Here is a 22,647-nt window from a genome sequence, read left to right as displayed (position 1 = left end):
CTGAACGCTACCTGGCATGGGCGTCGGGCATGGTTCGAGGCGACTTTGGCCAATCCTACACCTACCGCACCCCCGTTTCCGGGATGATCCTTGACCGGATCGGCGTGTCGCTGCCGCTGGCGCTGTTTGCGCTTTTACTGACCGTACTGATTGCGTTTCCCGCTGGGATTTATGCCGCGAGCAGGCGCGGCGGGGCGGGGGATGTTGGTGTGATGGGCGCGACGCAGATTGGAGTTGCAATCCCGAATTTCTGGTTCGCGATGATTTTGGTGCTGATCTTTGCCATTAAACTGCGCTGGTTTTCGGCGGGCGGCTTTCCGGGTTGGGGCAACGGAATCTGGCCGGGACTCAAGGCGCTGATCCTGCCCGCAGTGGCGCTTGCGCTGCCCCAAGCGGCAATCCTGTCGCGGGTCATGCGCTCCTCCCTTCTGGATATGCTGGGGGAGGATTTCATTCGCACCGCCCGCGCCAAAGGCCTCAGCCGCCGCCAAGCCCTGTGGCATCATGCGGTGCGCAATGCGCTGATCCCGGTACTGACGATCATCGGGTTGCAATTCTCCTTTCTGCTGGCGGGTGGCATCGTGATCGAGCAGGTGTTTTTCCTGCCCGGTCTGGGGCGGTTGATCTTTCAGGCAATTTCCGCGCGCGATCTGATCGTCGTGGAAAGTGTGGTGATGCTGCTGGTGTTTCTGGTGATACTGGTGAATTTCACCGTCGATCTCGCCTATGCCATCGTCGATCCAAGGCTAAGGACAAAGGCATGATCCTGCCCCGCAGCCTGATTTTCGGTGCACTCCTGTCGCTGATCTTTCTGGGCGGCGCGCTGCTGTCGTTCGTCTGGACACCTTACGACATTGAACTGCTGGCAATCCCGGAACGGCTGCAACCGCCAAGCATGGCGCATTGGTTCGGCACCGATCATCTGGGCCGTGACATGCTTTCGATGATCATGATGGGCGCCCGTACGTCGATTGCGGTGGCGCTGTTGGCGGTCGGAATCGGTATGGGGCTTGGCCTGCCTTTGGGGCTTTTGGCGGCGGCGAAGCGTGGCTCGCTGCTGGATGAATTGATCATGCGGGGCAATGATCTGATCTTTGCGTTCCCCAGTCTGGTCATTGCTATTCTGATCACCGCCGTTTTCGGCGCGAGTGCGGTGAATGCAATTATCGCGATCGGCATTTTCAACGTGCCGGTGTTCGCACGGCTGACGCGCGGCGCGGCGCTCAGCTTCTGGTCGCGCGATTTCATTCTAGCGGCGCGGGTGTCGGGCAAATCGGCGGCGCGGATATCGGTGGAGCATATCTTGCCGAACATCGCCAATCTGATGATTGTGCAAGGCACGATCCAGTTCTCATTGGGGATACTGGCCGAAGCCGCACTGTCCTATATCGGGCTTGGCGCGCAGCCCCCCACCGCAAGCTGGGGCAGGATGTTGGCCGACGCGCAAACGCTGGTCAGTCTTGCGCCGCATGTGGCGCTTGTGCCGGGGTTTTCCATTGTGTTGATGGTGCTGGGGTTGAACCTGCTGGGTGATGGATTGCGCGACCTTTTGGACCCACGGCTCCGGGTGGTGCGGACATGAGCCTGCTCGCGGTGGAAAACCTGAATATCAGTATCGGCCCTATTCCGATCCTGCACAAAATCGCGCTGACCGTGGCCCCCGGTGAAATCGTGGCGATTACCGGCGAAAGCGGGTCGGGCAAGTCGATGACCGCTCTGGCAATCATGGGTCTGTTGCCGGAAGCCGCGGTTGCAACCGGCCGGATCACACTGGAAGAAACCGATCTTTTGGCCTTGTCAGAGCCTGAACTCTGCACCATTCGTGGGCGTCAGATCGGCATGGTGTTTCAGGAACCGATGAGCGCGTTGAACCCGGTGCAGACCATCGGCGCGCAGGTGGCGGAAACCATCCGCATCCATGAGAATATCCCGAAATCGGAGGCGCTGGCCCGTGCGCGCGTGGTTCTGAACCGCGTCGGTCTGCCGGAAGATCGCTTTCCCCTGACCCGCTATCCGCATGAACTTTCGGGCGGGCAACGCCAGCGGGTGGTAATCGCTATGGCGATTGCGCTGCGGCCAAAACTGTTGCTCGCGGATGAGCCGACAACCGCGCTGGATGTGACAACGCAGGCGCGGATCTTGGCGCTCTTGCAGGATCTGACGACCGAATTTGGCATGGGGCTGTTGATGATCACGCATGATCTGGCGGTGGTGGCCGAAATGGCAGACCGGATTGTCGTGATGCAAAAGGGCCGTGTGGTGGAAAGCGGAGAAACGGCGCGGCTCTTGTCTGACATGCAGCACCCCTATACCCGCGCGCTGTTCGCCGCCTCCGCACATAAGGCTGATTTGCCAATTCCACCGCCACCGGAACCTTTGCTCAAGCTGGAACACGTTGTCCGCAGCTACAAGCAACCGCGGCGCGATCTGTTCGGCCCACGGCCGGAAATGCGCGCGGTGGACGATGTTTCCTTCACTCTGAACCGGGGCGAGCGTTTAGGACTGGTCGGCGAATCCGGTTGCGGGAAATCGACCCTGACCCGCGCAATTCTGGGGTTGGAGCCGGTGCAGGCGGGGACCATCACGCTCAACGGCGCGCCGGTCTGGGCGGAAAACCGACCCAATCTTGCGGTGCGTCGTCAGATGCAGGTGGTGTTCCAAGACCCCTACGGCAGTTTTAACCCGCGTCACCGCGTCAGCCGACTGATCGCAGAACCATTTTACCTATTGCCGAACCCGCCGCAGGGCGAAGTGCGCGCGCGCAAGATTGCCGAAGCGCTGGAGGCCGTGGGCCTTGCCGCCAGTGACGCCAAAAAGTTCATTCACGAATTTTCCGGCGGGCAGCGGCAACGCATCGCCATCGCCCGCGCTCTTATCAACGACCCCGATCTGATCGTGTTTGATGAGGCGGTTTCAGCCTTGGATGTCTCGGTCCGCGCGCAGGTGTTGGATCTTTTGGCCGACCTGTGCCGCCGCCGCCCGCTCTCATATCTGTTCATCAGCCATGACCTGAACGTAGTGCGCACGATCACCGATCGGGTGATGGTGATGCAGGCCGGAAAGATCGTCGAACACGGCACGACGGAGGACGTTTTCAACAACCCGCAGCATAGGTACACGAAAACGCTTCTCGCCGCAGCACCACAACTGCCTGACATCAGGAGCTTTGCCGATGCCCCTTGAACCCTTCGCAATCCCTGCTGCAAGCCACCTGATCGGCGGCAACTGGACAGCCGCTGCCAAAACCTTGCCACTGTTCGACCCGTCAACGGGCGATCTCCTGACCCATATCGGACGCGGTGGCGAACCTGAAATTGACGCCGCCGTGACCGCCGCCCACGCAGCGCGGGCAGGCGATTGGGGGCAGATGACCGCGCTGGAACGCGGGCGTATCCTGACGCGATTGGGCCAGTTGATCCTGACACGGGTGGAGGAATTGGCCGAGTTAGAGGCGCGCGATGTTGGCAAGCCCTTGGTTCAGGCGCGGGCCGATGCGGTGGCATTGGCGCGCTATATGGAATTTTACGGCGGGGCGGCGGATAAAATCATGGGGGAAACCATCCCCTACCTCACTGGCTACACGGTTTATACGCTGCGCGAACCGTTTGGCGTGACCGGTCATATCATCCCGTGGAATTACCCGATGCAGATCATCGGGCGCTCGGTGGGTGCTGCGCTGGCGATGGGAAATGCCTGCGTATTGAAACCGGCGGAGGAGGCCTGTCTGACCGCACTTGCCTTTGCCGCACTGGCGATGGAGGCAGGCCTGCCTGCCGGTGCGCTGAATGTGGTGACGGGATTGGGGGCCGAGGCGGGCGCGGCGTTGGCCGGTCATCCGGACATTCAACATCTGTCCTTTACCGGCTCCGTCGGCGTGGGCGTTCTGATCCAGACGGCGGCGGCGAAAAATGTCGTTCCGGTGACGCTGGAGCTTGGCGGCAAGTCACCGCAGATTGTGTTTGACGATGCCGATCTGGACCGCGCTTTGCCGTTTTTGGTCAATGCCGGGGTCCAGAATGCGGGGCAGACCTGTTCCGCCTCCTCCCGGATATTGGTGCAGCGCGGACTCTACGCCGAAGTGCGCAAACGGATGGCTGCCGCTTACGCTGCCTTGACCGTCGGCCCCGCGTTGGGCAACCCTTCTGTCGGACCGTTGATATCGGCGCGACAGAAAGAGATCGTGCAAGACTTTCTGACCAAGGGAGCGGATTTGACCATTGCCGGTCAAGGCGTTGTGGCGATGGACGCGCCCGAGGCGGGCCATTATGTGCGCCCCACGCTCTTTGCCAATGTGCCGCCCGATCATGTGTTGGCACAGCAGGAAATCTTTGGCCCAGTGCAGGTAATGATCCCGTTTGCGGATGAGGCGGAGGCGCTGCACATCGCCAACGCCACCGACTACGGGCTGGTCGCGGCGATCTGGACGCGGGACGGTGGCCGCCAGATGCGGTTGGCGAAGGCGCTGCATGCCGGGCAGGTGTTCATCAACAATTACGGCGCGGGTGGCGGCGTGGAATTGCCCTTTGGCGGGGTCGGAAAATCCGGCCACGGGCGCGAAAAGGGCTTTGAGGCGCTGTACAGCTTTTCACAACTCAAAACAGTAGCGGCATGGCATGGGTGATCACATGAGACTTCAGGGGAAACTTGCAATCGTCACCGGGGCGGGTTCCGGTTTTGGCGCGGGCATCGCGCGGAAATTCGCAGCCGAAGGTGCGCGGGTGATTGTGGCAGATATAAACGCGGATGCCGCCGCAATGGTAGCGTCGGAAATCGGTGGCATAGCCCAGGCCTGCAACGTCGCAGACCGCATCAGTGTAGAGCGTTTGCGAGATGCGGCGACAGCCCTCGGCCCGGTGGATATCGTGGTGAATAACGCAGGCGTCACCCATCTGCCGACCGCGACCGAGAATGTATCAGAAGCCGATTTCGACCGCATCTTCGCGGTGAACATGAAGGCCGTCTACCTGATGACGCTGGCTTTCGTTCCGGATTTCAAACTGCGCGGGGGTGGCAACATCCTGAACATCGCCTCCACCGCCGGGGTCTCGCCGCGCCCCCGTTTAAGCTGGTACAACGCCTCCAAGGGCTGGGTGATTACGGCCACGCGGTCTTTGGCGGTGGAGCTTGCGCCCTTCGGCATCCGGGTCAACGCGCTGAACCCGGTGGCGGGGGAAACGCCGCTTCTTAAATCCTTCATGGGGGAAGATACGCCGGAGATCCGCGCGAAATTCCTGTCCACCATCCCGCTTGGCCGATTTTCCACGCCGGAGGATATGGGCAACGCTGCGTGCTTCCTGTGTTCGGATGAAGCGTCGATGATTACCGGCGTTGCGATGGAGGTGGACGGCGGGCGCTGTATCTAGCGTTGCGCTGGCGCCACCCTGACCCCATCACCCGTTCAGATAACCCCAAGCGCCCGCATCGCATCCGCGACACGCACAAATCCCGCGATATTGGCACCAAGGACATAATCCCCCGGAGCGCCGTATTCCTCGGCGGTCTGATAGCAGGCCTCATGGATGCCGCGCATGATTTCGGCCAGACGTTCCTCGGTTTTCTGGAACGTCCAACTGTCGCGGCTGGCGTTTTGCTGCATTTCGAGGGCAGATGTCGCAACACCCCCCGCGTTTGCCGCCTTGCCCGGTGCAAACAACACCCCGGCCTGACGGAAGGCATGCACGGCTTCAGGGGTGCAGGGCATGTTCGCCCCTTCGGCCACCGCCATCACCCCGTTTTCGATCAAAACCTTCGCGTCCGCGCCACTCAATTCATTCTGGGTGGCGCAAGGCAGCGCAATCTCGCACGGAACCTGCCAGACCGAACCACCTTTGACATAGTGGCAGCCATCGCCCTTCATCGCCACATAATCCGAAATCCGGGCGCGCTTGACCTCCTTGATCTGCTTGACCAATTCCAGATCAATCCCGCCCTCGTCAACAATGTACCCGCCGGAATCGGAGCAGGCGACAATCTTGCCGCCGAAGGACTGGATTTTCTCGATCGCGTAGATCGCGACATTGCCGGAACCTGATACCACACAACGCTTGCCGTCGAAATCCGTGCCTTGCCGGGCCAACATGGATTGCACGAAATAGGCCGCACCAAATCCCGTTGCCTCCTTGCGCGCGCGCGAACCACCGTAGGACAGGCCCTTGCCAGTCAGAACGCCAGCCTCGTAGCGATTGTTCAAACGCTTGTACATGCCGAACATATAACCGATTTCACGCGCACCAACGCCAATATCGCCCGCAGGCACATCGACATATTCACCGATATGACGGTGAAGTTCCGTCATGAAGGATTGGCAGAACCGCATGATCTCCCGGTCTGAACGGCCTTTGGGGTCGAAATCCGATCCACCTTTGCCACCGCCGATGGGCATTCCTGTCAGCGCATTTTTGAACGTCTGCTCAAATCCGAGGAACTTGATGATCCCGACGTTCACCGAAGGATGGAACCGGATACCCCCCTTGTAGGGCCCGAGGGCAGAGTTGAACTGCACCCGGAAGCCGCGATTGATCTGAACCTGATTGTTGTCGTCGATCCAAGGCACGCGAAAGATGATCTGACGCTCAGGCTCACAGATCCGCTCGATCAGCGCCTCATCCGAATATTCGGGATGGCGCGCAATCACGCGACTCAGGCTTTCCAACACCTCCCGCGCAGCTTGGTGAAACTCCGGTTCACCCGCGTTGCGGTGCAAAACGGTGTTCAGGATGGGTTGGAGCTTTTCATCAATGTTGTTCAAAATTCGGTGTCCCATTCGTTGTTTGTCAAGACCTTGCGCAGGACGGCGGAAAAGGCAAGGGCAGCAGGGCGGCATTGTCAAATTAGTACTACCATACTTGTCAGCAATCAATTTTTCCGTTATGCAGAAATGGGATGAGGAGGAGGATGCGATGCGGCAGACATGGCGCTGGTTCGGCCCGAAAGACGGGGTGGCGACCGATGATATGATGCAGGCGGGAGTGGAGGGCGTGGTTTCGGCGCTGCATCATGTCCCGACCGGTCAAATCTGGTCCGCCGACGAAATCCGTCTGCGTCAGGATCAGATCGGTTCGCGCCGCGACGGCACAGCCTCTGGCTTGCAGTGGGAGGTTGTCGAAAGTCTGCCGGTTTCCGAAGACATCAAGAAGCAGCAAGGCGCATGGCGCGAACATCTTGACGCCTATCGCAGCAGCCTACGCAATCTGGCGGCCGCCGGGATTGAGGTGATCTGCTACAATTTCATGCCGGTGCTGGACTGGACCCGCACCGATCTGGCGTGGCGCGTCGGGCATGGTGGCACCGCAATGCGCTTTGACGTTTATGATTTCGCGGCCTTCGATATCCACATCCTCAAGCGCGCGGGTGCCGCAGAGAGTTTTCCGGCTGAAGTGGTGGCCGAGGCTGAAAAGCGCTTCGCCACCATGTCGGACGCAAGACGCGAGGAACTGACCGGCAACGTTGTCTATGGCCTGCCGGGTGCTGCGGAGAATTTCAGCCTGGCCGATGTGCGCGCACATTTGGCGCAATACGCCAAGATGCCGCGCGAAACCTTGCGGCAACATCTGGTGGATTTCCTGTCGGAAGTCGCGCCCGAGGCCGAAAAGCTGGGCCTGCGCCTGTGTTGTCATCCTGATGATCCGCCGTTTCCCCTGATGGGTTTGCCGCGCGTCATGTCGACCGAAGCCGATTATCGCGCGGTTATGGCTGCGGTTGATCTGCCTGCCAGTGGGATTACCCTATGTTCCGGCTCCTTGGGTGCGCGGGCCGACAATGACTTGCCCGGAATGATGGCGCGCATGGGCGACCGGGTGCATTTCCTGCATCTTCGCAACGTCACGCGCGACACGGACACCATCCCCTGTTCTTTCTACGAGGCAGAGCATCTGGGCGGTGGCACTGATATGGTCGCGCTTGTCAAAGCGGTTCTGGTTGAGGAGAAAAAGCGCCGCGCGGCAGGGCGCAGCGATTGCTCCATCCCGTTCCGGCCCGATCACGGGCAGGATATCCTTGATGATCTGACCCGCAAGGCGCAACCGGGCTATCCGGCAATCGGTCGCCTCAAGGGCTTGGCGGAATTGCGCGGGGTGATGACCGCGCTTGAACATGGTGACGGGGTGGGCGATTGATGCGGCTGTCGCTGAAAACCCTGCAAGACCTGCCCGAAGTCTTGCGCCCCGGCTATGATCCGGCTGCGCATGGCATTGGTATCCTGCATCTTGGCATCGGTGCGTTTCACCGCGCGCATCAGGCGGCTTATACCGACGACGCCCTTGCGGCCAAGGGTGGCGATTGGCGTATTCTGGGCGTCAGCCTGCGTTCCACCGGGATCGTCGAAGCGCTGGCCGCACAAGACGGGCTGTTCACGTTGACTGAGCGCGGCGATGGCGCCGACCGGACCCGCGTGATCGCATCCATCGCCGAAACGCTTGCCGCAAGCCGCGATGCGCAAGCCGTGCGCGCGGCTTTTGTGCGGCCTGAAATTCGGGTGGTGACACTGACGGTGACGGAAAAAGCCTACGGCATTGATCGCGGCGCGATGGATATTGATCCTGCTCACCCGGATGTTGCCGCTGATCTGCAAGACCCACGCAACCCCTGCGGCGTTCTGGGGTTGTTGACCGAAGGGCTGCGGATGCGGCGCGAGGCTGGTCTGGCCGCACCTGCCATCCTGTGCTGCGACAACCTGCCTGAAAACGGGGTGCTGCTGCGCGCCGGGGTCTTGGGCTTTGCGCGGCGGGTTGATGCGTCTCTGGCCCAGTGGATTGAGGCTGAGGTTTCTTTTCCGTCCTCGATGGTTGACCGCATCACACCCGCCGCGACCGAAGCCACCACCGCCCGCATCCGCGAACAATTCGGCATTGAAGACGCGGCGGCGATTGAAAGCGAAGCCTTCCGCCAATGGGTGATTGAGGATGATTTTCCGCAGGGTCGCCCGGCGTGGGAAGCAGGCGGCGCGCTGTTTGTCCGCGACGTGGCACCGTATGAGCGGATGAAACTGCGGATGCTCAACGGCGCACATTCCCTGATCGCCTACGCGGGGTTTCTGGCCGGTCACGCCTTGGTGCGCGATGCGATGCAGGATGCGCCGCTTGTCGCACTTGTGAATCGCCATATGAAAGCTGCGGCGCAGACGGTGGGCCATTTGCCGGATATTGATGTTGCTGCCTATCGCAGTGACCTACTGGCCCGTTTCGCCAACCCCTCGATCGCGCATCAGACCTTTCAGATCGCCATGGACGGCACCGAAAAGCTGCCGCAGCGCATCTTCGCCCCGGCGATAGAGGCGCTTGATGCCGGTGCAGATATCGCCCCTTTCGCTTTCGCAACCGCCGCTTGGATGCGCTACTGTATCGGCACGGATGAGACGGGCAAAGCCTATGACCGGCGCGATCCGCGCGATGCTGAAATCCGCGCCGCGATAGCCACCACCGATAACGCGGACGCCTGCGGTCTTCGTGACGCGCTGATGGCTTTGCCTCTTCTGTTCCCGAAAGCACTGGCAGAGAGCGCCGCGTTCCGAGGCGCCTGCGCAACACGGCTTCAAACCATGCTTGACGAAGGGATGGTCAAAGCTACCCGGAAGGAGGCCGAATGACCCGGCTTCTCGCCATCGGTGAGTGCATGATCGAACTTTCTCCCGGTGCGGCTGGGGATCAATGGCAACTCGGCTTTGCAGGGGACACGGTCAACACGGTTTGGTATGCCCGCGCGGGGCTGGACCCAAAGACCGACTGCGTGGGTTATTTCACCGCCCTTGGGCGCGACAGCATGTCGGATCGGATCATGGGTTTTCTGAACCATGCCGGAATCGGCACACAATCCATCCGCCGGATCGAAGGCAAAAACCCCGGACTCTACCTGATCGAGCAGAAGGATGGGGATCGGGCATTCATGTATTGGCGCGGCGATTCCGCGGCGCGGCGGATGGCGGATGATGCAGGCGCACTTGCTGCCGCGATGCAGAACGCCGACATGATTTATCTGAGAGGGATTACCCTTGCGATTCTGGATAGCGCGGGGCGCGACCGGCTTTGCGACGCATTGCAAGCAGCCCGCACCGCCGGAAAATCAATCGCATATGATCCCAACATCCGCCCTGCCCTTTGGCAGGGCGCGGATGAAATGCGCAGCACTCTGATGCGTGTCGCCGGTTTGGCGAATATCGTCTTGCCCAGCTTTGAGGATGAGGCGCGGGTTTTCGGTGATGCGACCCCGGCCGCGACCGTTGCGCGCTATCGCGCGGCGGGTGCTGCGGAAATCGTCGTCAAGGATGGGGGGGCACCGGTCACCTTGCATGATGGCAGTCAGATCGCGGTGCCGCAATGCGCTGTGGTGGATGCCACCGCCGCCGGCGACAGCTTCAACGGCGGCTATCTTGCGGCACGTCTGAAAGGAGCATCGCCTGCGCAAGCCGCACGGGCAGGGATCGAGATTTCGGCACAGGTGATTCAGGCGCGGGGCGCAATTCTGCACCTGCCGGGCCTGGACCTTTGGGCCGGGCCAAGCTGACAATGATCGACAAAGGGGGGAAGATGACACAGCACACAAGGATGAATTCGGCGCGCCATTTCGCCTGCCGCTTCATGCCCGCTTGGGTTGACCGCGCGCTGCCCCATGGCAGCGACCCGGCACCGGTCATTGAGAGTATTGGCGCGCCGGATGCACCCGCGACCACGTTGACGCAGGCCCGCATCATTTTCACCTTGGCCCATCTGCATCTTGTCACCGCCACGCCGGGGCTGCTGGAGGCCGCGCGCCGGATCTATCGGCACATGATCGCGCAGTTGCGGGATAAGGATGGCGGTTTCCGGCTTTCAGTCGCGCCGGATGGCGGGCTTCGCCGCAGTTATGATCAATCCTTCGCCCTTCTGGCGCTGGCAACATTGCACCGCGCCGATCCGGACCTTGTGAGCGCGGCGGATATCGACGCCTGCTGGGACTTTATTGCGACGAAGCTGACAGCGCCGGACGGCTCCCTTTGGGAAGACGATCGCGCGCCCGCCAATGGCGGGATGCGGTCACAAAACCCGCATATGCACATGCTGGAAGCGGCTTTGCAATGCTATGAGATGACCGGCGCAACGATCTGGCTGGCCCGCGCAAAGACGTTCATTGATCTGGCGCGGCGCTATTTCATTGATGCGGAAACCGGTGCGGTGCGTGAATTTGTCGGTCCGGACCTGATGCCACTCGACACCACAGCAGGACAGCGCCGCGAACCCGGCCACCAATACGAATGGGCCTGGCTTTTGCGGCGTTATGCCGGGTTCAGCGGTGACAAAGGCGCGGTCACCTTGGCCGACCGGATGCAGGCTTTCGCGGAACAATTTGGCCTGCGCAAGTCTGGCCCTTTGCATGGCGCCCCGTATGATGCGTTGGACGCTCAGGGCCGTGTGGTGGAGGCATCGCATCTGCTATGGCCGCTGACCGAAGCAGGAAAACTTTACGCCGCGATTCACCGCGAAAGTGGCGATCCTGCTGCGGCCAACTCCGCAAGACACCTCGAACAACTTGTATTTGAGAGGTATTTTGCCGCCACCAATCCGCCATGCTGGGTGAACCAGCTGGACGGTGGTGCGCTTGCCCTGTGGGACGCCGCCCTTTCGCGGCTGCTCTATCATGTCGCAATTTTTGTGACCGAAGGCATGTCCGCCAATCTTTGGCAGGATGCGGGCTGCGATACGCAACCAAACGCCAGTTTCAACCACGAACGACCAAACTTTAACTCGGAGGAAAGACCATGAAACACCTGATGAAAGGCGCGATTGCTGCGCTTGCAACCGTTGTGGCCACGCAAGTTGCCGCTGCGGATTTTGAACTTGCACTGTCGACATCGCAGCCGCTGACCGACCCGCTTGTCATCGCCATGAAAGGCGCTGAGGCCAAGATCGAAGAACGCTCCAAAGGCCGGGTCGAAATCACCATTTACCCAAGCTCGCAATTGGGTGAAGACAATGACGTGCTGGAGCAAATCCGCGGCGGCGCGCCGATTGCGGTTCTGGTCGATGCCGGGCGTCTTGCCCCGTTCAAGAAAGAACTCGGCATCCTGTCCGCCCCGTATCTGGTTGAGGATTATACCGGATATGCCGCGATCACCGCCTCGCCGGTCTATGCTGAATGGGTCGAAGGGCTGGCCGAAAACTCTGGTTTGCGCTTGCTGAACTACAACTGGTTCCAAGGCACGCGCCAGATGTTCACCAAAAAGCTGATCGAAAAGCCCGAAGACCTGAACGGCGTTCGCATCCGCACCATTGACGCGCCAAGCTGGGTGGCGACGATTGCCGCAATGGGGGCAACACCTGCCCCGATGGCATGGTCGGAAGTGTATTCGGCGTTGCAACTCGGTGCGATTGACGGGGCAGAGGCGCAGTTGACCGGCGCATATGGCATCAAGTTGCAAGAGGTGACCACCAATGTCGCCTTCACCAACCACATCCAGCTTTATACTGGCCTTGTCACCTCCGACACATGGTTCAAAACCCTGCCGGATGATCTGCGCGCTATCGTGACCGAAGAACTGGCGGCGGCGGGCGATGCGGCTTCTGCCGGGACCGTGGCGAAACTGGGTGAAGTGCAGACCGCGATGGAAGCGGTTGGCGTCAAGTTCAACAAGGTGGATATGGGGCCGTTCCGTGAGGCGACCAATGGCGTTTACGCAGAGCTTGGCCTGTCCGAAGCCCGTGAGGCGCTTCAGCCCTACCTTAAGCCCAAGAACTGAGGCAGCATAAGATTTGCCAACTACCCGGCCCCTTGCGGGGGGCCGGGCCATCGTTCTTCGGGGAGGAAGCTATGCGTATTTTCAAAATCTATGACTGGATAGAGACCGTTCTGGCGCTTGTCGCGCTGGCCGGTCTGGTTCTCGCGGTGCTGATTGCGGCCATCGGGCGCAGCCTTGGCTGGCCAGTTGCCGCCGCACCGCAATACGCGCAGCTTGCCTTGATCTGGGCCTGTATGCTTGGCGCTGATATCGCCTTGCGCCAAGGCGAACATATCCGCGTGTCCGCCCTTGCCGATATGTTGCCCCGCAAGGCCCGCGCTGCCCTTTCGCTTTTCGGCATCGCGCTGATCCTTCCCTTTCTGGCCTTCATCGCATGGCACGGCTGGCACCTCGCACTCGGGAACTGGGAGCGGGAGCTGGGCGCATCCGGCCTGTCTTATGGCTTGGTGACACTCGCATTGCCCATCACCGCCGTCATGATCGCGATTTCCATCGTTCGCCGATTGGTTGACACTGGATTGGCGGCGTTCTTTGAGCCCGACGCGCTGTCTGACACCACGCACCGCGCTGACGCGCAACATTCGGCGGAGGATCTGCTATGATTTCCGGTGTAATCCTCGTCGCTACACTGCTCCTCATCGCGATTGGCCTGCCGGTTGCCTTTGCCATCGGGATCGGTGGTGCGGCCTATTTCCTGCTGCCATCGACGTTTCTACCGGATTCAACGGCGGTGCAGCGCATCGTCGCGGTCAGCCAGTCCTTCCCGCTGCTTGCGGTGCCGCTGTTCATTCTACTTGGCAACCTGATGAACGGTTCCGGCATCACGAATCGGCTGATCAACCTCGCCACAACCTTGGCGGGTTGGATGCGTGGCGGGTTGGCGCAATCCTCGCTGCTACTCAGCGCCTTGATGGGCGGGGTTTCCGGCTCTGCCGTGGCGGATGCCGCGATGCAGGCGCGGGTTCTTGGCATCCCGATGGTTGAAAAAGGCTATTCCCCCGGCTTTGCGGGTGCGTTGCTTGCCATCGGCGGGCTGATCACCGCAACGATCCCGCCCAGCCTTGGTCTGATCCTTTACGGCTATCTGGGGGAGGTTTCCATCGGGCGACTGTTTATCGCGGGTATTGTGCCGGGTGTGCTGCTGACCATCGCCTTGATGATCGCCACAACCATTGTTGCGCGCCGCCGCAATTATGTCCCGGAGATGGACCGCAAACCCACCGCGAAAGAGGTCTGGGTGGCATTCAAGGACGGCTTCTGGGCCGTGTTGTTCCCGGTCTGGCTGCTGGTTGGCATCCGCTTCGGGTTTTTCACGCCGTCTGAGGCAGGCGCGTTTGCCATCCTCTACACCTTGGTCGTCGGTATGCTGATTTACCGCCAACTCACGGTCCGGCAAGTAATCGCCGCGATGCGCCAAACCCTGACCGATATCGGGATGATCATGCTGATCATCCTGTTTTCGGGCACCTTCGGCTATGTCATCACCTTTGAGCGTGTGCCGCAGAATATCGCGGAATTTGCCCTGACCGCCTTCACCAACCCCACTGTGCTGCTGTTTGCAATCGCAGGCTTTTTGCTGGTGATGGGGATGCTGGTAGAGGCAACGGTGCTGGTGATGCTGCTGACACCAATCCTTGTGCCGGTCATTGTGGCAGCGGGCATCGACCCGATCCATTTCGGCCTTGTGATGATGACGCTTGTGACCTTTGGCGGGATGACGCCCCCGGTCGGGGTTTCGATGTTCACCGTTTGCGGTATCCTGCGATGTTCGTACAAAGACTACACCATTGAATCGCTGCCCTTCGTCGCGGCGGTTCTGATTACCGTAGTTATCATGATCCTGTTTCCACAGATCGTCCTGTTCCTGCCCAATATGTTGATGTGACACCATGACCCTGCACCATGACCGCCTGTTCCCTGCCGACACCGACACCCGCAAACTGTCGCGCGCGCTTTATGACTGTGTTGCGGATGCGCCTATCATCTCGCCGCACGGGCATACCGACCCGCGCTGGTGGGGGGAGAATACCGCCTTCGCCGACCCGGCCAGCCTGTTCGTGACGCCAGATCACTACGTCACCCGTATGCTGACCAGCCAAGGGGTGCCGTTTGAGGCGCTTGGTATCGGCGAGGGTGCCGAGCGCGACCCGCGCAAAATCTGGCGCACATTTGCCGCGCATTACTATCTGTTCGCCGCAACGCCTTCGCGTCTTTGGGTCGATCACGCGTTGCAACAGGTGTTTGGCGTCACCGCGCGGCTGTCGGAAAAGACCGCCGACGCAATCTATGACGCGATTGCCGAAAAGCTGCCGCAGCCCGAATACCGCCCCCGCGCATTGTTCGAACGCTTCAATATGGAGGTGATCGCCACCACCGACAGCGCGCTCGACGATCTGCGCTATCACAAACAGGTCGCGGCGGATGGCTGGTCGGGCCGCGTGGTGCCGACCTATCGTCCCGATGCGGTGATCGACCCCGACGCGCCCGGTTTTCTGACCAACCTCGACCGTCTGGCAGAGGTGTCAGACGGTGATACCTCCACTTGGCAAGGGTATCTTGCCGCGCATCGCCAGCGCCGCGCGTTTTTCAAAGCGATGGGGGCCACCGCCACCGATCACGGCCACCCCACCCCCCGCACGGCAGATCTGCCGGTGGCCGAGGCGCGGGCCTTGTTTGATCGTCTGCGCGCGGGCAAAGCCATTCCGGGGGATGCCGACCTGTTCCGCGCCCAGATGCTGACCGAAATGGCGCGAATGTCGGTGGAGGATGGCTTGGTCATGCAAATCCATTCCGGCTCCTCACGCAGCCATTCCGATCAGGTGCGCGCACATTACGGCGCGGATCGCGGTTTTGATATTCCGGTTCCGGTCAGCTTCACCCAAGGTCTTCGCCCGATGCTCAATGCCGTTGGCATGGCACCGGGGTTAAAAATCATCCTGTTCACGCTGGATGAAACCACCTACGCCCGCGAACTGGCCCCGCTTGCCGGGGTCTGGCCCTGCCTGTTGATCGGGCCGCCGTGGTGGTTTCATGACAGTTTTGAGGGCATCCGCCGATATCGCCAATCGGTCACCGAAACCGCAGGGTTCTGGAATACCGCCGGGTTCAACGATGATACCCGCGCGCTGTGTTCGATCCCCGCACGCCACGATGTTGCACGCCGCTGCGATGCTGCGTTTCTTGCCGATCTGGTCCTGACCCATCGGCTGGAGGAGGATGAAGCATTTGCGATTGCGCCGTTGCTGGCAAACGGATTGGCGAAACGCGCCTACAACCTTTGATCGGAAGGGACCAACCCATCCGTGACGTGCGGCGGGCAAGGTGCTGACTTCATTGCGGTTCCGAAGCGGCGGCGGGTGTTGCACGCCCCTGCTCCACAGGTTCAAAGAAGCTCGGCAAGGCCGCAGCGACCAGCGGCAAATCTTCCAAAATCCGGCGCAGATGGTGGCGCATGTGTTGTTCAGCGGTATCGGCATCACCCACCCGGATCACCGACACGATCTGTCGGTGTTGCTGCACCAGAATACGGCGCGGAAACTGACGCGCGCTCAAGTGTCGAACCCGGTCCATTTGTGTCTTCAACGGTTGCAGGAAATCCCATCCCGCCCCCTGCCCCGCAATCTGCGCCAGCTTGCGGTGAAACGATTCATCCGAAGCCATGAAGGGGCGCGGATCGTCAATCTCTATCGTCTCTGCTTGTGCGGTCAGGATTGCGTCCAGCTCGTCGCAGTTCTTCGGGCTGGCGCGTTCGGCAACGCCGCGCACGATATCGGCCTCCACCGCCTCGCGCACGAACTGGGCAGAGCGGACGGCGGCGGGATCAATGCGGCGCACATAGCTGCCGCGTTGCGGGCGCACCTCGATCAAGGACGCCTCCGCCAGCTTGATGAAGGCTTCGCGAACCGGCTGTCGACTGGTGCCATAAACCGTCGCGATATCCGTTTCAGACAGCCGCGTGCCGGGTGCCAGATCGCCGCGCACGATACGGTTCCACAACACACGATAGAGTTGCGGACCAACCGCCGCCCCCAGGTCCAGCGCCTCGGTCAAGTTGCTTCGCGTCATGGTATCGCGCCTCCCTAGATCCAGTCTGTGCGACCCGCCCCATACTAGTCAACACTGATCTGAAGGCCCAACTTGAAACCGCGGCGGGAACGTCATTCGGCCGGCGTTTCGCGATGTGTGGGGGGCGAGACTGTGCAGACCGCAACCTTCAATCAGGGCCGTTGGTATCGCCGGAAGCGACCAAACTTGAAAGGGAGGTCAAAAAAACGGGCGCGGCTTTCGCAGCCGCGCCCGATCAGGGTTTGATGGACATCAGGACCGGTATGGAAACCCGGCTTTCGCCATCAGGTCGTTGTAGGTCTTGAATATCCCGACGATCTTCGCCTTGGTTTCGCTTTCCGCAGCGATTTCATCCCAGAAAGTGGCGGCCGCCGCTTCGACTTGCTTCCACTCCGCATCCGGGATCGTCGTCAGCTTCAGTTTCGGGCCGTTGACGCGCAGATCAGCCTCGCCGCCCCAATACCAGTACTGCCGGTAATAATGCGACGAATCCATCGCCAGTTGCAGCATCGCTTGCAGGTGCGGCGGCAATTCGTTCCAACGATCCATGTTGGCAAAGAAATGGCCGATCCACGCGCCGGAGATCGGGTTGGTCAGGTAATAATTCGTCACATCGGCCCAGCCCACCGTATAATCCTCGGTGATACCGGACCAGGCAACGCCATCAAGTTCGCCGGTTTGCAACGCAACTTGCACATCTTCATAGGGAATCGTCACCGGCACCACGCCAAATTGCGCGAGGAAACGGCCTGCGGTCGGGAAGGTATAGATGCGCTTGCCATTCAGGTCGGCCAGACTGTTGATCGGCTCCCGCGTCGCGAAGTTGCACGGATCCCACGACCCGGCGGAGATATGACGAACGCCGACCTTGGCATATTCCTCCTTCCAAATCTCATCGAGACCGTATTTGTGGAACAGCACCGGAACGTCCAGCGAGTAGCGCAGCGCCAGCGGGAAGTAGCCGCCGAATACCGTGACCTCGGTGGGTGACGCCATGGAATCGTCGTCCGATTGCACGGCGTCGATGGTGCCTTTCTGCATGGCGCGAAACAGCTCCCCGGTCGGGACAAGCTGATCGGCATAATAAAGCTCAATCTCCATCTGGCCATTGGCCGCGATATTGAAAGCGTCGATTGCAGGCTTTGCCACATGTTCCCCCAACGCCGCACCGGCATAGGTTTGCATCCGCCATTTGATCGGCGCTTGCGCCAGTACCGCCGGCGCGGCGAGAGCAGCAGGAACAGCAACCGCACCCGCGGTCAGGAATTTACGTCTGGTCGTCATCTCTTTCTCTCCTTTGTTGGAACTTATGCGCGCCCCATTCGGGGTCAGCGGTTATAGACCTGCTCGGGCAGCCAGAGGGCGATTTGCGGAAAGGCGGTCACGATTGCCAATGCAACGATCATGATACCGACAAACGGAATGATTGAACGATAAATATCGACAATGGTGATTTCGGGCGGGGCCATCGCCCGCATCAGGAACAGGTTGTAGCCGAAAGGCGGTGTCATATAGGCGATCTGACAGGTGATGGTGTAAAGCACACCGTACCAGATCAGATCAAAGCCAAGCGCGCCGACCAAAGGCACATAAAGCGGTGCGACGATCACCAGCATCGCGGTATCGTCAAGGAATGTCCCCATCACCAGATATGAGAGTTGCATCAGGATAAGGATGGTCCAGGGCGACAGATTCAACCTGTCCAGAAACAGCCCCTCAATCCCTTTCACAGCGCCAAGCCCGTCGAAAACCGAGCCGAAGGCAAGTGCTGCAAGGATGATCCACATGAACATGCAGGACACGGCCAGCGTTTCACGGGTCGCCACCTCGAACACCTGTCGGGTGAAGCGGCGCTTGATGATTGCAGCAGCCACAGAGGCAAGCGCGCCGACAACGGAGCTTTCAACCAGCGAAGTGTAGCCGGTGACGAACGGCACCATCATCACGATAAAAATCAGCAGTGGCAACACACCCGCCGAAAGCAGCCGCATCTTCTCGCTGCGAGGGATTTCCGCCAACTCCTCGGCCGTCAGGGGCGGCGCAAGTTCCGGATTTATGCGGCAGCGGATCCAGATGTAGAAGATGAACAAGGCCGCCATCAAAAGGCCGGGAAAAACCCCCGCCAACCAAAGCGCGCCCACCGGTTGCCGTGCGATCATCGAATAAAGCACCAGCACGACCGAGGGCGGGATCAGGATGCCAAGGCTCGACCCCGCTTGAATAACCCCGGTCACCATCAGCTTGTCATAGCGGCGTTTCAAGAGTTCCGGCAGCGCAATGGTGGCCCCGATAGCCATGCCAGCCACTGAAAGCCCGTTCATCGCCGAAATGATCACCATCAGCAAAATCGTGCCAATCGCCAAGCCCCCCGGCACCGGTCCCATCCAGACGTGGAACATCCGGTAAAGATCGTCAGCCAAGCGGCTTTCACTGAGGACATAACCCATGAAAATGAACATCGGCAGCGTCAGCAGCGGATACCATTTCATCAGCTTCATTGCGGCCGAAAACCCCATGTCCGACCCGCCAACCCCCCAAAGCAGAATGGAGGCGGTCACAGCGACAAAACCAATCGCCCCGAACACCCGCTGACCCGTCGCCATCATCAGCAACATGCTGGAGAACATCAACAAGGCAATCATATCGTAGGACATCAGAGCTCCTCACCCCGGACACGGGCGAGATCACGGAAAAAGAACGCGATGGCCTGCAAGATCATCAGAAAAACGCCGAAGCACATCACCAGCTTGATTGGCCAGACGACGGGCCGCCATGCGGTCGGGCTCCGTTCGATCATGCCCATGTGGGCTTTCGCGCCCTCAAATCCGCCGGTCAGGAAATCAACGCCGAGCTCATAGTAAAAAGTGAACGGCGCATCGCCGAAATACCCCAGCGCATAGGCCGTTGATTCAATCGCGCCGTAAAACAGCACGCAAAGGTAAAACAGCAGCGCAAACACCGACACCGCATCCACCATCGCGCGGGTTTTCGGGGACCAGCGATGGTAGAGCAGATCCATCCGCACGTTGGAATCCAGTTGCAGCGAATACGGCCCGCCCAGCATGTAATAGGCAACCATGATGAACTGGGCCATTTCCAGCGTCCAGATCGAGGGCCAGGGCGTGACTTTAGAAACCGAAGACCAGATCAGCACCGCCATCATGGCGTAAAGCAGATACATTGCGAAACGACCAACACGGTAGTTGATCCTATCAACAGCGCGCACATAGAGGTGAACCCATTGCGGCATCAGATGCAGCCAAGCGACAAAGTGTCATCTCGGCACCCGTTCCGCACCTGTTGGAACTGCACTGCTTGGGCAACGACTATGCCGCCTGCCGGTCTGACAGTTGCTACCGCATCCGAACCCATTTGCCGCTCCCATTCCCACTGCGTCGAAGCTGGCACTTTGACGGGCACGCTGTCAATATCCTTGCGCGCAAACCGGTTCGCGCGCCGGGCGTGTGGTTGGCAGGCAATCAGGCGCGGTCCGATGCGTTCACTTCGCTGCCGCGAGTTCAATCGCGTGGCCGGTTTCCAATGTCGCGAGTTGGTTCTGCAAGCCGGTGAAAATTTCACGCGCGGTATCGCGTTGGCCAGTGTTGAGGTAGGAATACCCCCGCATCATCGCCAGATCGCGGCGCAGACCGCCCGAAACCCGCTCCAGCGCATCGAAATAGCCGATAGCCTGCTTGAAATCACCGCGCTTGTAGGCGCGCACCCCGCGCTGATCGAGGATAATGGATTCCGTCTCCACCCGCTGCTTTGGCGTAAAATCGGTTGACGCCGCAATGCGGGCAGCATCCTCGGTCATGTTCAGCTTGAGGTAGGACAGGGCCATGCCGAAACCGGCGTCGCGCCTTGCGGTGCCAGAAAGCTGCGGATGCACGGCCCGGAAAGCCGCCAACGCATCCATCGGTCTGTCAAGATTATAGGCACACCACCCGCGCTGCGACAGAAGTGAGACGTTCCGTGTCCCCTCCGTTTGCGCAAGGCATTGCCCCCAATCGCTCGAAACGGTTTGGGCGCGCTGTGGCGCAGGGTTGGCAGCCGCAACCTTTTTGGGTGCAGCGGGACGCGATGCAGCCGCGACGGAGCGGCGGTCCGGGCGCGGCATGGGGCGAACCTTTGAAAACTGTTCCTCGCGGTTGACAGCGGCACCATCCCGGTGCCCGTCCTTGCGACCGGCCAGCAGCCGGGAACGCAGATCGTCGAATTCCTGAACCTTGTCGGGAAACCGCTTGATCGCAACTTCGAACAATTCGCCAAGCTGCGCCTGCGAAGTGACGGAATCCGATTTTTCCAGGGTCGCCGTGATCTCAGGGTATTTCAAGCAGGCCTGCACAATCGCCTTGTAGGTACTGACCGCAGCTTCGGTCGCCTGCTGCGCCTCCTGCACCTTGGCAATCCGCCAGGCGTTGTTGATCCGGTCACAGCGCAGCAAACCGTCCACACTGCTGGCAACGGTCAAGGCAGTCGTGGCATCTCCCGCATCAAGCGCCGCATCAAGTTTCACTTGGCCCTCGGCCAGTTCCAGCAGTGAGGTCATGTCCACCGGTGGCGTCCAGCCGTGATAGGCGGCGCGGGTCGCGGCAATGGTCGCGCGTGCCTCTGGCAACTGGCCTTCGGCAATCTGCCGGAAGATCGCATCAATCTCCACCGAGGGTTGCTCAACCTTCAACTGCCCGAGGTCTTCGGGCGGCACCCAGCCCGGAAACTTGACCCGAAGCCGGCGCACCTCGGCGTTGGCCGACGCAATATCCTGCTGTTGCAAATAGAAGATCAGCGCCTGAAGTTCGGCCGCTTCCGGGGCGGCGTCTTGCAGTGGCGGGCGCTGCACTGCCGCAAGCACCGGCCTTACCGCTGTCTGGCTCTGTGCCGCCATCGGCAAAGCCAAAGCTACCAACACGGAAAGACAGATCGAGGATCGGATCATACGGGCACACATTGTGAATAATTCTCCACCTGCGCGACAAGGGCCATCAGATGCAATGTCGCTGGATAGTAAGGTTGCTGGTTTGAAAACAAGGGCATCGCTGCACCCGGCGTTCCCGACGCACAACCGACGAGGGCAGCAACCGCCTGATATCCCGGCGCGTCGCTATGCTCCAAGGGTTTGCCGGTTTTGCGATCAAACACTGTCGCCGGATTGGCCGGATCATTCCGGGACGCTGCCGCAACATAGCGGGCAATCGCGGGAGATTTTGCCTGCCCGGACCAGGCGGCGAACAACGGAACACGGATCGCCTCATACCCGGCATTGGCGGCAAAACGCTTGGGCGGCGCTTTCCAGCCCTTCGCGGTCACTTCGGCCCAGTCGGGGACCAGCCCGGATTTGGCCATCCCTTCGATCATCTTCGTCCCATCCGTCGCCAATCGGGCAAGCGCATCTACATCGGTTGCCGCCGCAAGATCGGTCATCGCGCGCGGCATGTAGTACGACGGATTGACCACGACGCCCTTCTCGGTCCGGAACCCATCGGCCCCCGGCAGGAACAGTCTGTCGCCGCCGCCGCCGGGATGGTCGACAATGCAGATCGCGGCAAGATCGCGCGCGATATTTTCCGCACGCGCACCAAGCTCCGCCCTTTTGTGGCGAGCTGCCACCGACGAAAGCGCCCAAGCATAGAACAGATCGCCATCGCTCGCGTTGTTGGTGTCGGCAACCGGCTTTTTCGGGTCTGCCGTCCAACGCCATGCCAGAAGGGCATCCGACCGCACCGCCAGATGTTCCTCTGTCCAAGTCATGATCGTATCGAACGCCGCCATATCGTCAAACGCGGCGGCGCGGGTGAGGCCCAAGCCCAGCCCCTAGGAATTGCTGGGGGGCCCGTGGAACAGATAGGCCAAAACGGCCACCGGGCCCCTGAACCACG

Annotated in this window: 20 protein-coding genes; 13 read left to right on the top strand and 7 right to left on the bottom strand. The window is 60.5% G+C overall.

The window, feature by feature from the left end; translation table 11 throughout:
• From L0H65_RS01735 to L0H65_RS01715, 5 genes are all read left to right on the top strand, one after another.
• A partial coding sequence (locus L0H65_RS01735) for an ABC transporter permease (RefSeq protein WP_301457037.1) occupies nt 1-764 on the top strand: 764 nt, incomplete at its 5' end.
• Nucleotides 765-766: 2 nt separating this feature from the next.
• Nucleotides 767-1,582, top strand: coding sequence for an ABC transporter permease (locus tag L0H65_RS01730; RefSeq protein ID WP_301457039.1), 816 nt, complete (start codon nt 767-769; stop codon nt 1,580-1,582).
• Complete coding sequence (locus tag L0H65_RS01725; RefSeq protein ID WP_301457036.1) at nt 1,579-3,183, top strand: ABC transporter ATP-binding protein; 1,605 nt, start codon at nt 1,579-1,581, stop codon at nt 3,181-3,183. Before L0H65_RS01730 ends, L0H65_RS01725 begins: the two co-directional genes overlap by 4 nt.
• On the top strand, nt 3,173-4,621 hold the full coding sequence (locus L0H65_RS01720; RefSeq protein ID WP_301457035.1) for an aldehyde dehydrogenase family protein: 1,449 nt from the start codon (nt 3,173-3,175) through the stop codon (nt 4,619-4,621). The genes L0H65_RS01725 and L0H65_RS01720 overlap by 11 nt, the downstream gene beginning before the upstream one ends.
• Before the next feature lie 4 nt (nt 4,622-4,625).
• Nucleotides 4,626-5,363, top strand: a complete 738-nt coding sequence (locus L0H65_RS01715) for an SDR family oxidoreductase (RefSeq protein ID WP_301457034.1) — start codon at nt 4,626-4,628, stop codon at nt 5,361-5,363.
• 35 nt (nt 5,364-5,398) lie between these two features.
• Here the strand turns inward: L0H65_RS01715 and gdhA are convergent, their stop codons facing one another.
• On the bottom strand, nt 5,399-6,763 hold the full coding sequence (gdhA, locus tag L0H65_RS01710; protein WP_367651965.1) for an NADP-specific glutamate dehydrogenase: 1,365 nt from the start codon (nt 6,761-6,763) through the stop codon (nt 5,399-5,401).
• A gap of 136 nt (nt 6,764-6,899) precedes the next feature.
• On the opposite strand from gdhA, the gene uxuA reads away from it, so the two are divergent.
• The 8 genes from uxuA (at nt 6,900) to uxaC (ending at nt 15,987) form a co-directional block, all read left to right on the top strand.
• Entirely contained in the window at nt 6,900-8,114 is a 1,215-nt protein-coding gene (gene uxuA, locus L0H65_RS01705) for a mannonate dehydratase (RefSeq protein WP_301457038.1), read from the top strand.
• Nucleotides 8,114-9,583, top strand: coding sequence for a mannitol dehydrogenase family protein (locus L0H65_RS01700; protein WP_301457032.1), 1,470 nt, complete (start codon nt 8,114-8,116; stop codon nt 9,581-9,583). The genes uxuA and L0H65_RS01700 overlap by 1 nt, the downstream gene beginning before the upstream one ends.
• On the top strand, nt 9,580-10,497 hold the full coding sequence (locus L0H65_RS01695; RefSeq protein WP_301457031.1) for a sugar kinase: 918 nt from the start codon (nt 9,580-9,582) through the stop codon (nt 10,495-10,497). The genes L0H65_RS01700 and L0H65_RS01695 overlap by 4 nt, the downstream gene beginning before the upstream one ends.
• Nucleotides 10,498-10,520: 23 nt before the next feature.
• Nucleotides 10,521-11,732 (top strand): AGE family epimerase/isomerase, encoded by a 1,212-nt coding sequence (locus L0H65_RS01690; protein ID WP_301457030.1) that lies wholly within the window; start codon nt 10,521-10,523, stop codon nt 11,730-11,732.
• The gene (locus L0H65_RS01685; RefSeq protein ID WP_301457029.1) at nt 11,729-12,706 is read left to right on the top strand and encodes a C4-dicarboxylate TRAP transporter substrate-binding protein; all 978 of its coding nucleotides are present in this window, start codon (nt 11,729-11,731) and stop codon (nt 12,704-12,706) included. Before L0H65_RS01690 ends, L0H65_RS01685 begins: the two co-directional genes overlap by 4 nt.
• Before the next feature lie 71 nt (nt 12,707-12,777).
• Nucleotides 12,778-13,308 (top strand): TRAP transporter small permease, encoded by a 531-nt coding sequence (locus L0H65_RS01680; RefSeq protein ID WP_301457028.1) that lies wholly within the window; start codon nt 12,778-12,780, stop codon nt 13,306-13,308.
• Nucleotides 13,305-14,591 (top strand): TRAP transporter large permease, encoded by a 1,287-nt coding sequence (locus L0H65_RS01675; protein WP_301457027.1) that lies wholly within the window; start codon nt 13,305-13,307, stop codon nt 14,589-14,591. The genes L0H65_RS01680 and L0H65_RS01675 overlap by 4 nt, the downstream gene beginning before the upstream one ends.
• Before the next feature lie 4 nt (nt 14,592-14,595).
• Nucleotides 14,596-15,987, top strand: a complete 1,392-nt coding sequence (gene uxaC, locus L0H65_RS01670) for a glucuronate isomerase (protein WP_301457026.1) — start codon at nt 14,596-14,598, stop codon at nt 15,985-15,987.
• Nucleotides 15,988-16,036: 49 nt separating this feature from the next.
• On the opposite strand, the gene L0H65_RS01665 is transcribed toward uxaC, so the two are convergent.
• The 6 genes from L0H65_RS01665 to L0H65_RS01640 all read right to left on the bottom strand — a co-directional run bounded on the left by L0H65_RS01665 (nt 16,037) and on the right by L0H65_RS01640 (nt 22,573).
• Complete coding sequence (locus tag L0H65_RS01665; protein ID WP_301457025.1) at nt 16,037-16,771, bottom strand: GntR family transcriptional regulator; 735 nt, start codon at nt 16,769-16,771, stop codon at nt 16,037-16,039.
• Nucleotides 16,772-17,023: 252 nt separating this feature from the next.
• Nucleotides 17,024-18,055 (bottom strand): TRAP transporter substrate-binding protein, encoded by a 1,032-nt coding sequence (locus L0H65_RS01660; RefSeq protein WP_301457024.1) that lies wholly within the window; start codon nt 18,053-18,055, stop codon nt 17,024-17,026.
• Between the two features lie 44 nt (nt 18,056-18,099).
• The gene (locus L0H65_RS01655) at nt 18,100-19,425 is read right to left on the bottom strand and encodes a TRAP transporter large permease subunit (protein WP_301457023.1); all 1,326 of its coding nucleotides are present in this window, start codon (nt 19,423-19,425) and stop codon (nt 18,100-18,102) included.
• Nucleotides 19,425-20,021 (bottom strand): TRAP transporter small permease subunit, encoded by a 597-nt coding sequence (locus L0H65_RS01650; protein WP_301457022.1) that lies wholly within the window; start codon nt 20,019-20,021, stop codon nt 19,425-19,427. The genes L0H65_RS01655 and L0H65_RS01650 overlap by 1 nt, the downstream gene beginning before the upstream one ends.
• A 249-nt stretch (nt 20,022-20,270) precedes the next feature.
• Nucleotides 20,271-21,707 carry a hypothetical protein gene (locus tag L0H65_RS01645; RefSeq protein ID WP_301457021.1) on the bottom strand — a complete coding sequence of 479 codons (1,437 nt, stop codon included), beginning with the start codon at nt 21,705-21,707 and terminating at the stop codon, nt 20,271-20,273.
• Entirely contained in the window at nt 21,704-22,573 is an 870-nt protein-coding gene (locus L0H65_RS01640; protein WP_301457020.1) for a glycosyl hydrolase family 8, read from the bottom strand. The genes L0H65_RS01645 and L0H65_RS01640 overlap by 4 nt, the downstream gene beginning before the upstream one ends.
• Between the last annotated feature and the right edge of the window lie 74 nt (nt 22,574-22,647).

Origin of the sequence: Pseudorhodobacter sp. (genome assembly GCF_030452865.1) — a bacterium.
Lineage (GTDB): Bacteria > Pseudomonadota > Alphaproteobacteria > Rhodobacterales > Rhodobacteraceae > Pseudorhodobacter.
This window is presented reverse-complemented; position numbering and strand designations above follow the sequence as displayed.

Coding starts and splice junctions, on each gene's coding strand:
- L0H65_RS01725 (WP_301457036.1), top strand. CDS start 1,579: ATGAGCCTGCTCGCGGTGGAAAACCTGAATATCAGTATCGGCCCTATT.
- L0H65_RS01720 (WP_301457035.1), top strand. CDS start 3,173: ATGCCCCTTGAACCCTTCGCAATCCCTGCTGCAAGCCACCTGATCGGC.
- L0H65_RS01715 (WP_301457034.1), top strand. CDS start 4,626: ATGAGACTTCAGGGGAAACTTGCAATCGTCACCGGGGCGGGTTCCGGT.
- gdhA (WP_367651965.1), bottom strand. CDS start 6,763: ATGGGACACCGAATTTTGAACAACATTGATGAAAAGCTCCAACCCATC.
- uxuA (WP_301457038.1), top strand. CDS start 6,900: ATGCGGCAGACATGGCGCTGGTTCGGCCCGAAAGACGGGGTGGCGACC.
- L0H65_RS01700 (WP_301457032.1), top strand. CDS start 8,114: ATGCGGCTGTCGCTGAAAACCCTGCAAGACCTGCCCGAAGTCTTGCGC.
- L0H65_RS01695 (WP_301457031.1), top strand. CDS start 9,580: ATGACCCGGCTTCTCGCCATCGGTGAGTGCATGATCGAACTTTCTCCC.
- L0H65_RS01690 (WP_301457030.1), top strand. CDS start 10,521: ATGACACAGCACACAAGGATGAATTCGGCGCGCCATTTCGCCTGCCGC.
- L0H65_RS01685 (WP_301457029.1), top strand. CDS start 11,729: ATGAAACACCTGATGAAAGGCGCGATTGCTGCGCTTGCAACCGTTGTG.
- L0H65_RS01680 (WP_301457028.1), top strand. CDS start 12,778: ATGCGTATTTTCAAAATCTATGACTGGATAGAGACCGTTCTGGCGCTT.
- L0H65_RS01675 (WP_301457027.1), top strand. CDS start 13,305: ATGATTTCCGGTGTAATCCTCGTCGCTACACTGCTCCTCATCGCGATT.
- uxaC (WP_301457026.1), top strand. CDS start 14,596: ATGACCCTGCACCATGACCGCCTGTTCCCTGCCGACACCGACACCCGC.
- L0H65_RS01665 (WP_301457025.1), bottom strand. CDS start 16,771: ATGACGCGAAGCAACTTGACCGAGGCGCTGGACCTGGGGGCGGCGGTT.
- L0H65_RS01660 (WP_301457024.1), bottom strand. CDS start 18,055: ATGACGACCAGACGTAAATTCCTGACCGCGGGTGCGGTTGCTGTTCCT.
- L0H65_RS01655 (WP_301457023.1), bottom strand. CDS start 19,425: ATGTCCTACGATATGATTGCCTTGTTGATGTTCTCCAGCATGTTGCTG.
- L0H65_RS01650 (WP_301457022.1), bottom strand. CDS start 20,021: ATGCCGCAATGGGTTCACCTCTATGTGCGCGCTGTTGATAGGATCAAC.
- L0H65_RS01645 (WP_301457021.1), bottom strand. CDS start 21,707: ATGATCCGATCCTCGATCTGTCTTTCCGTGTTGGTAGCTTTGGCTTTG.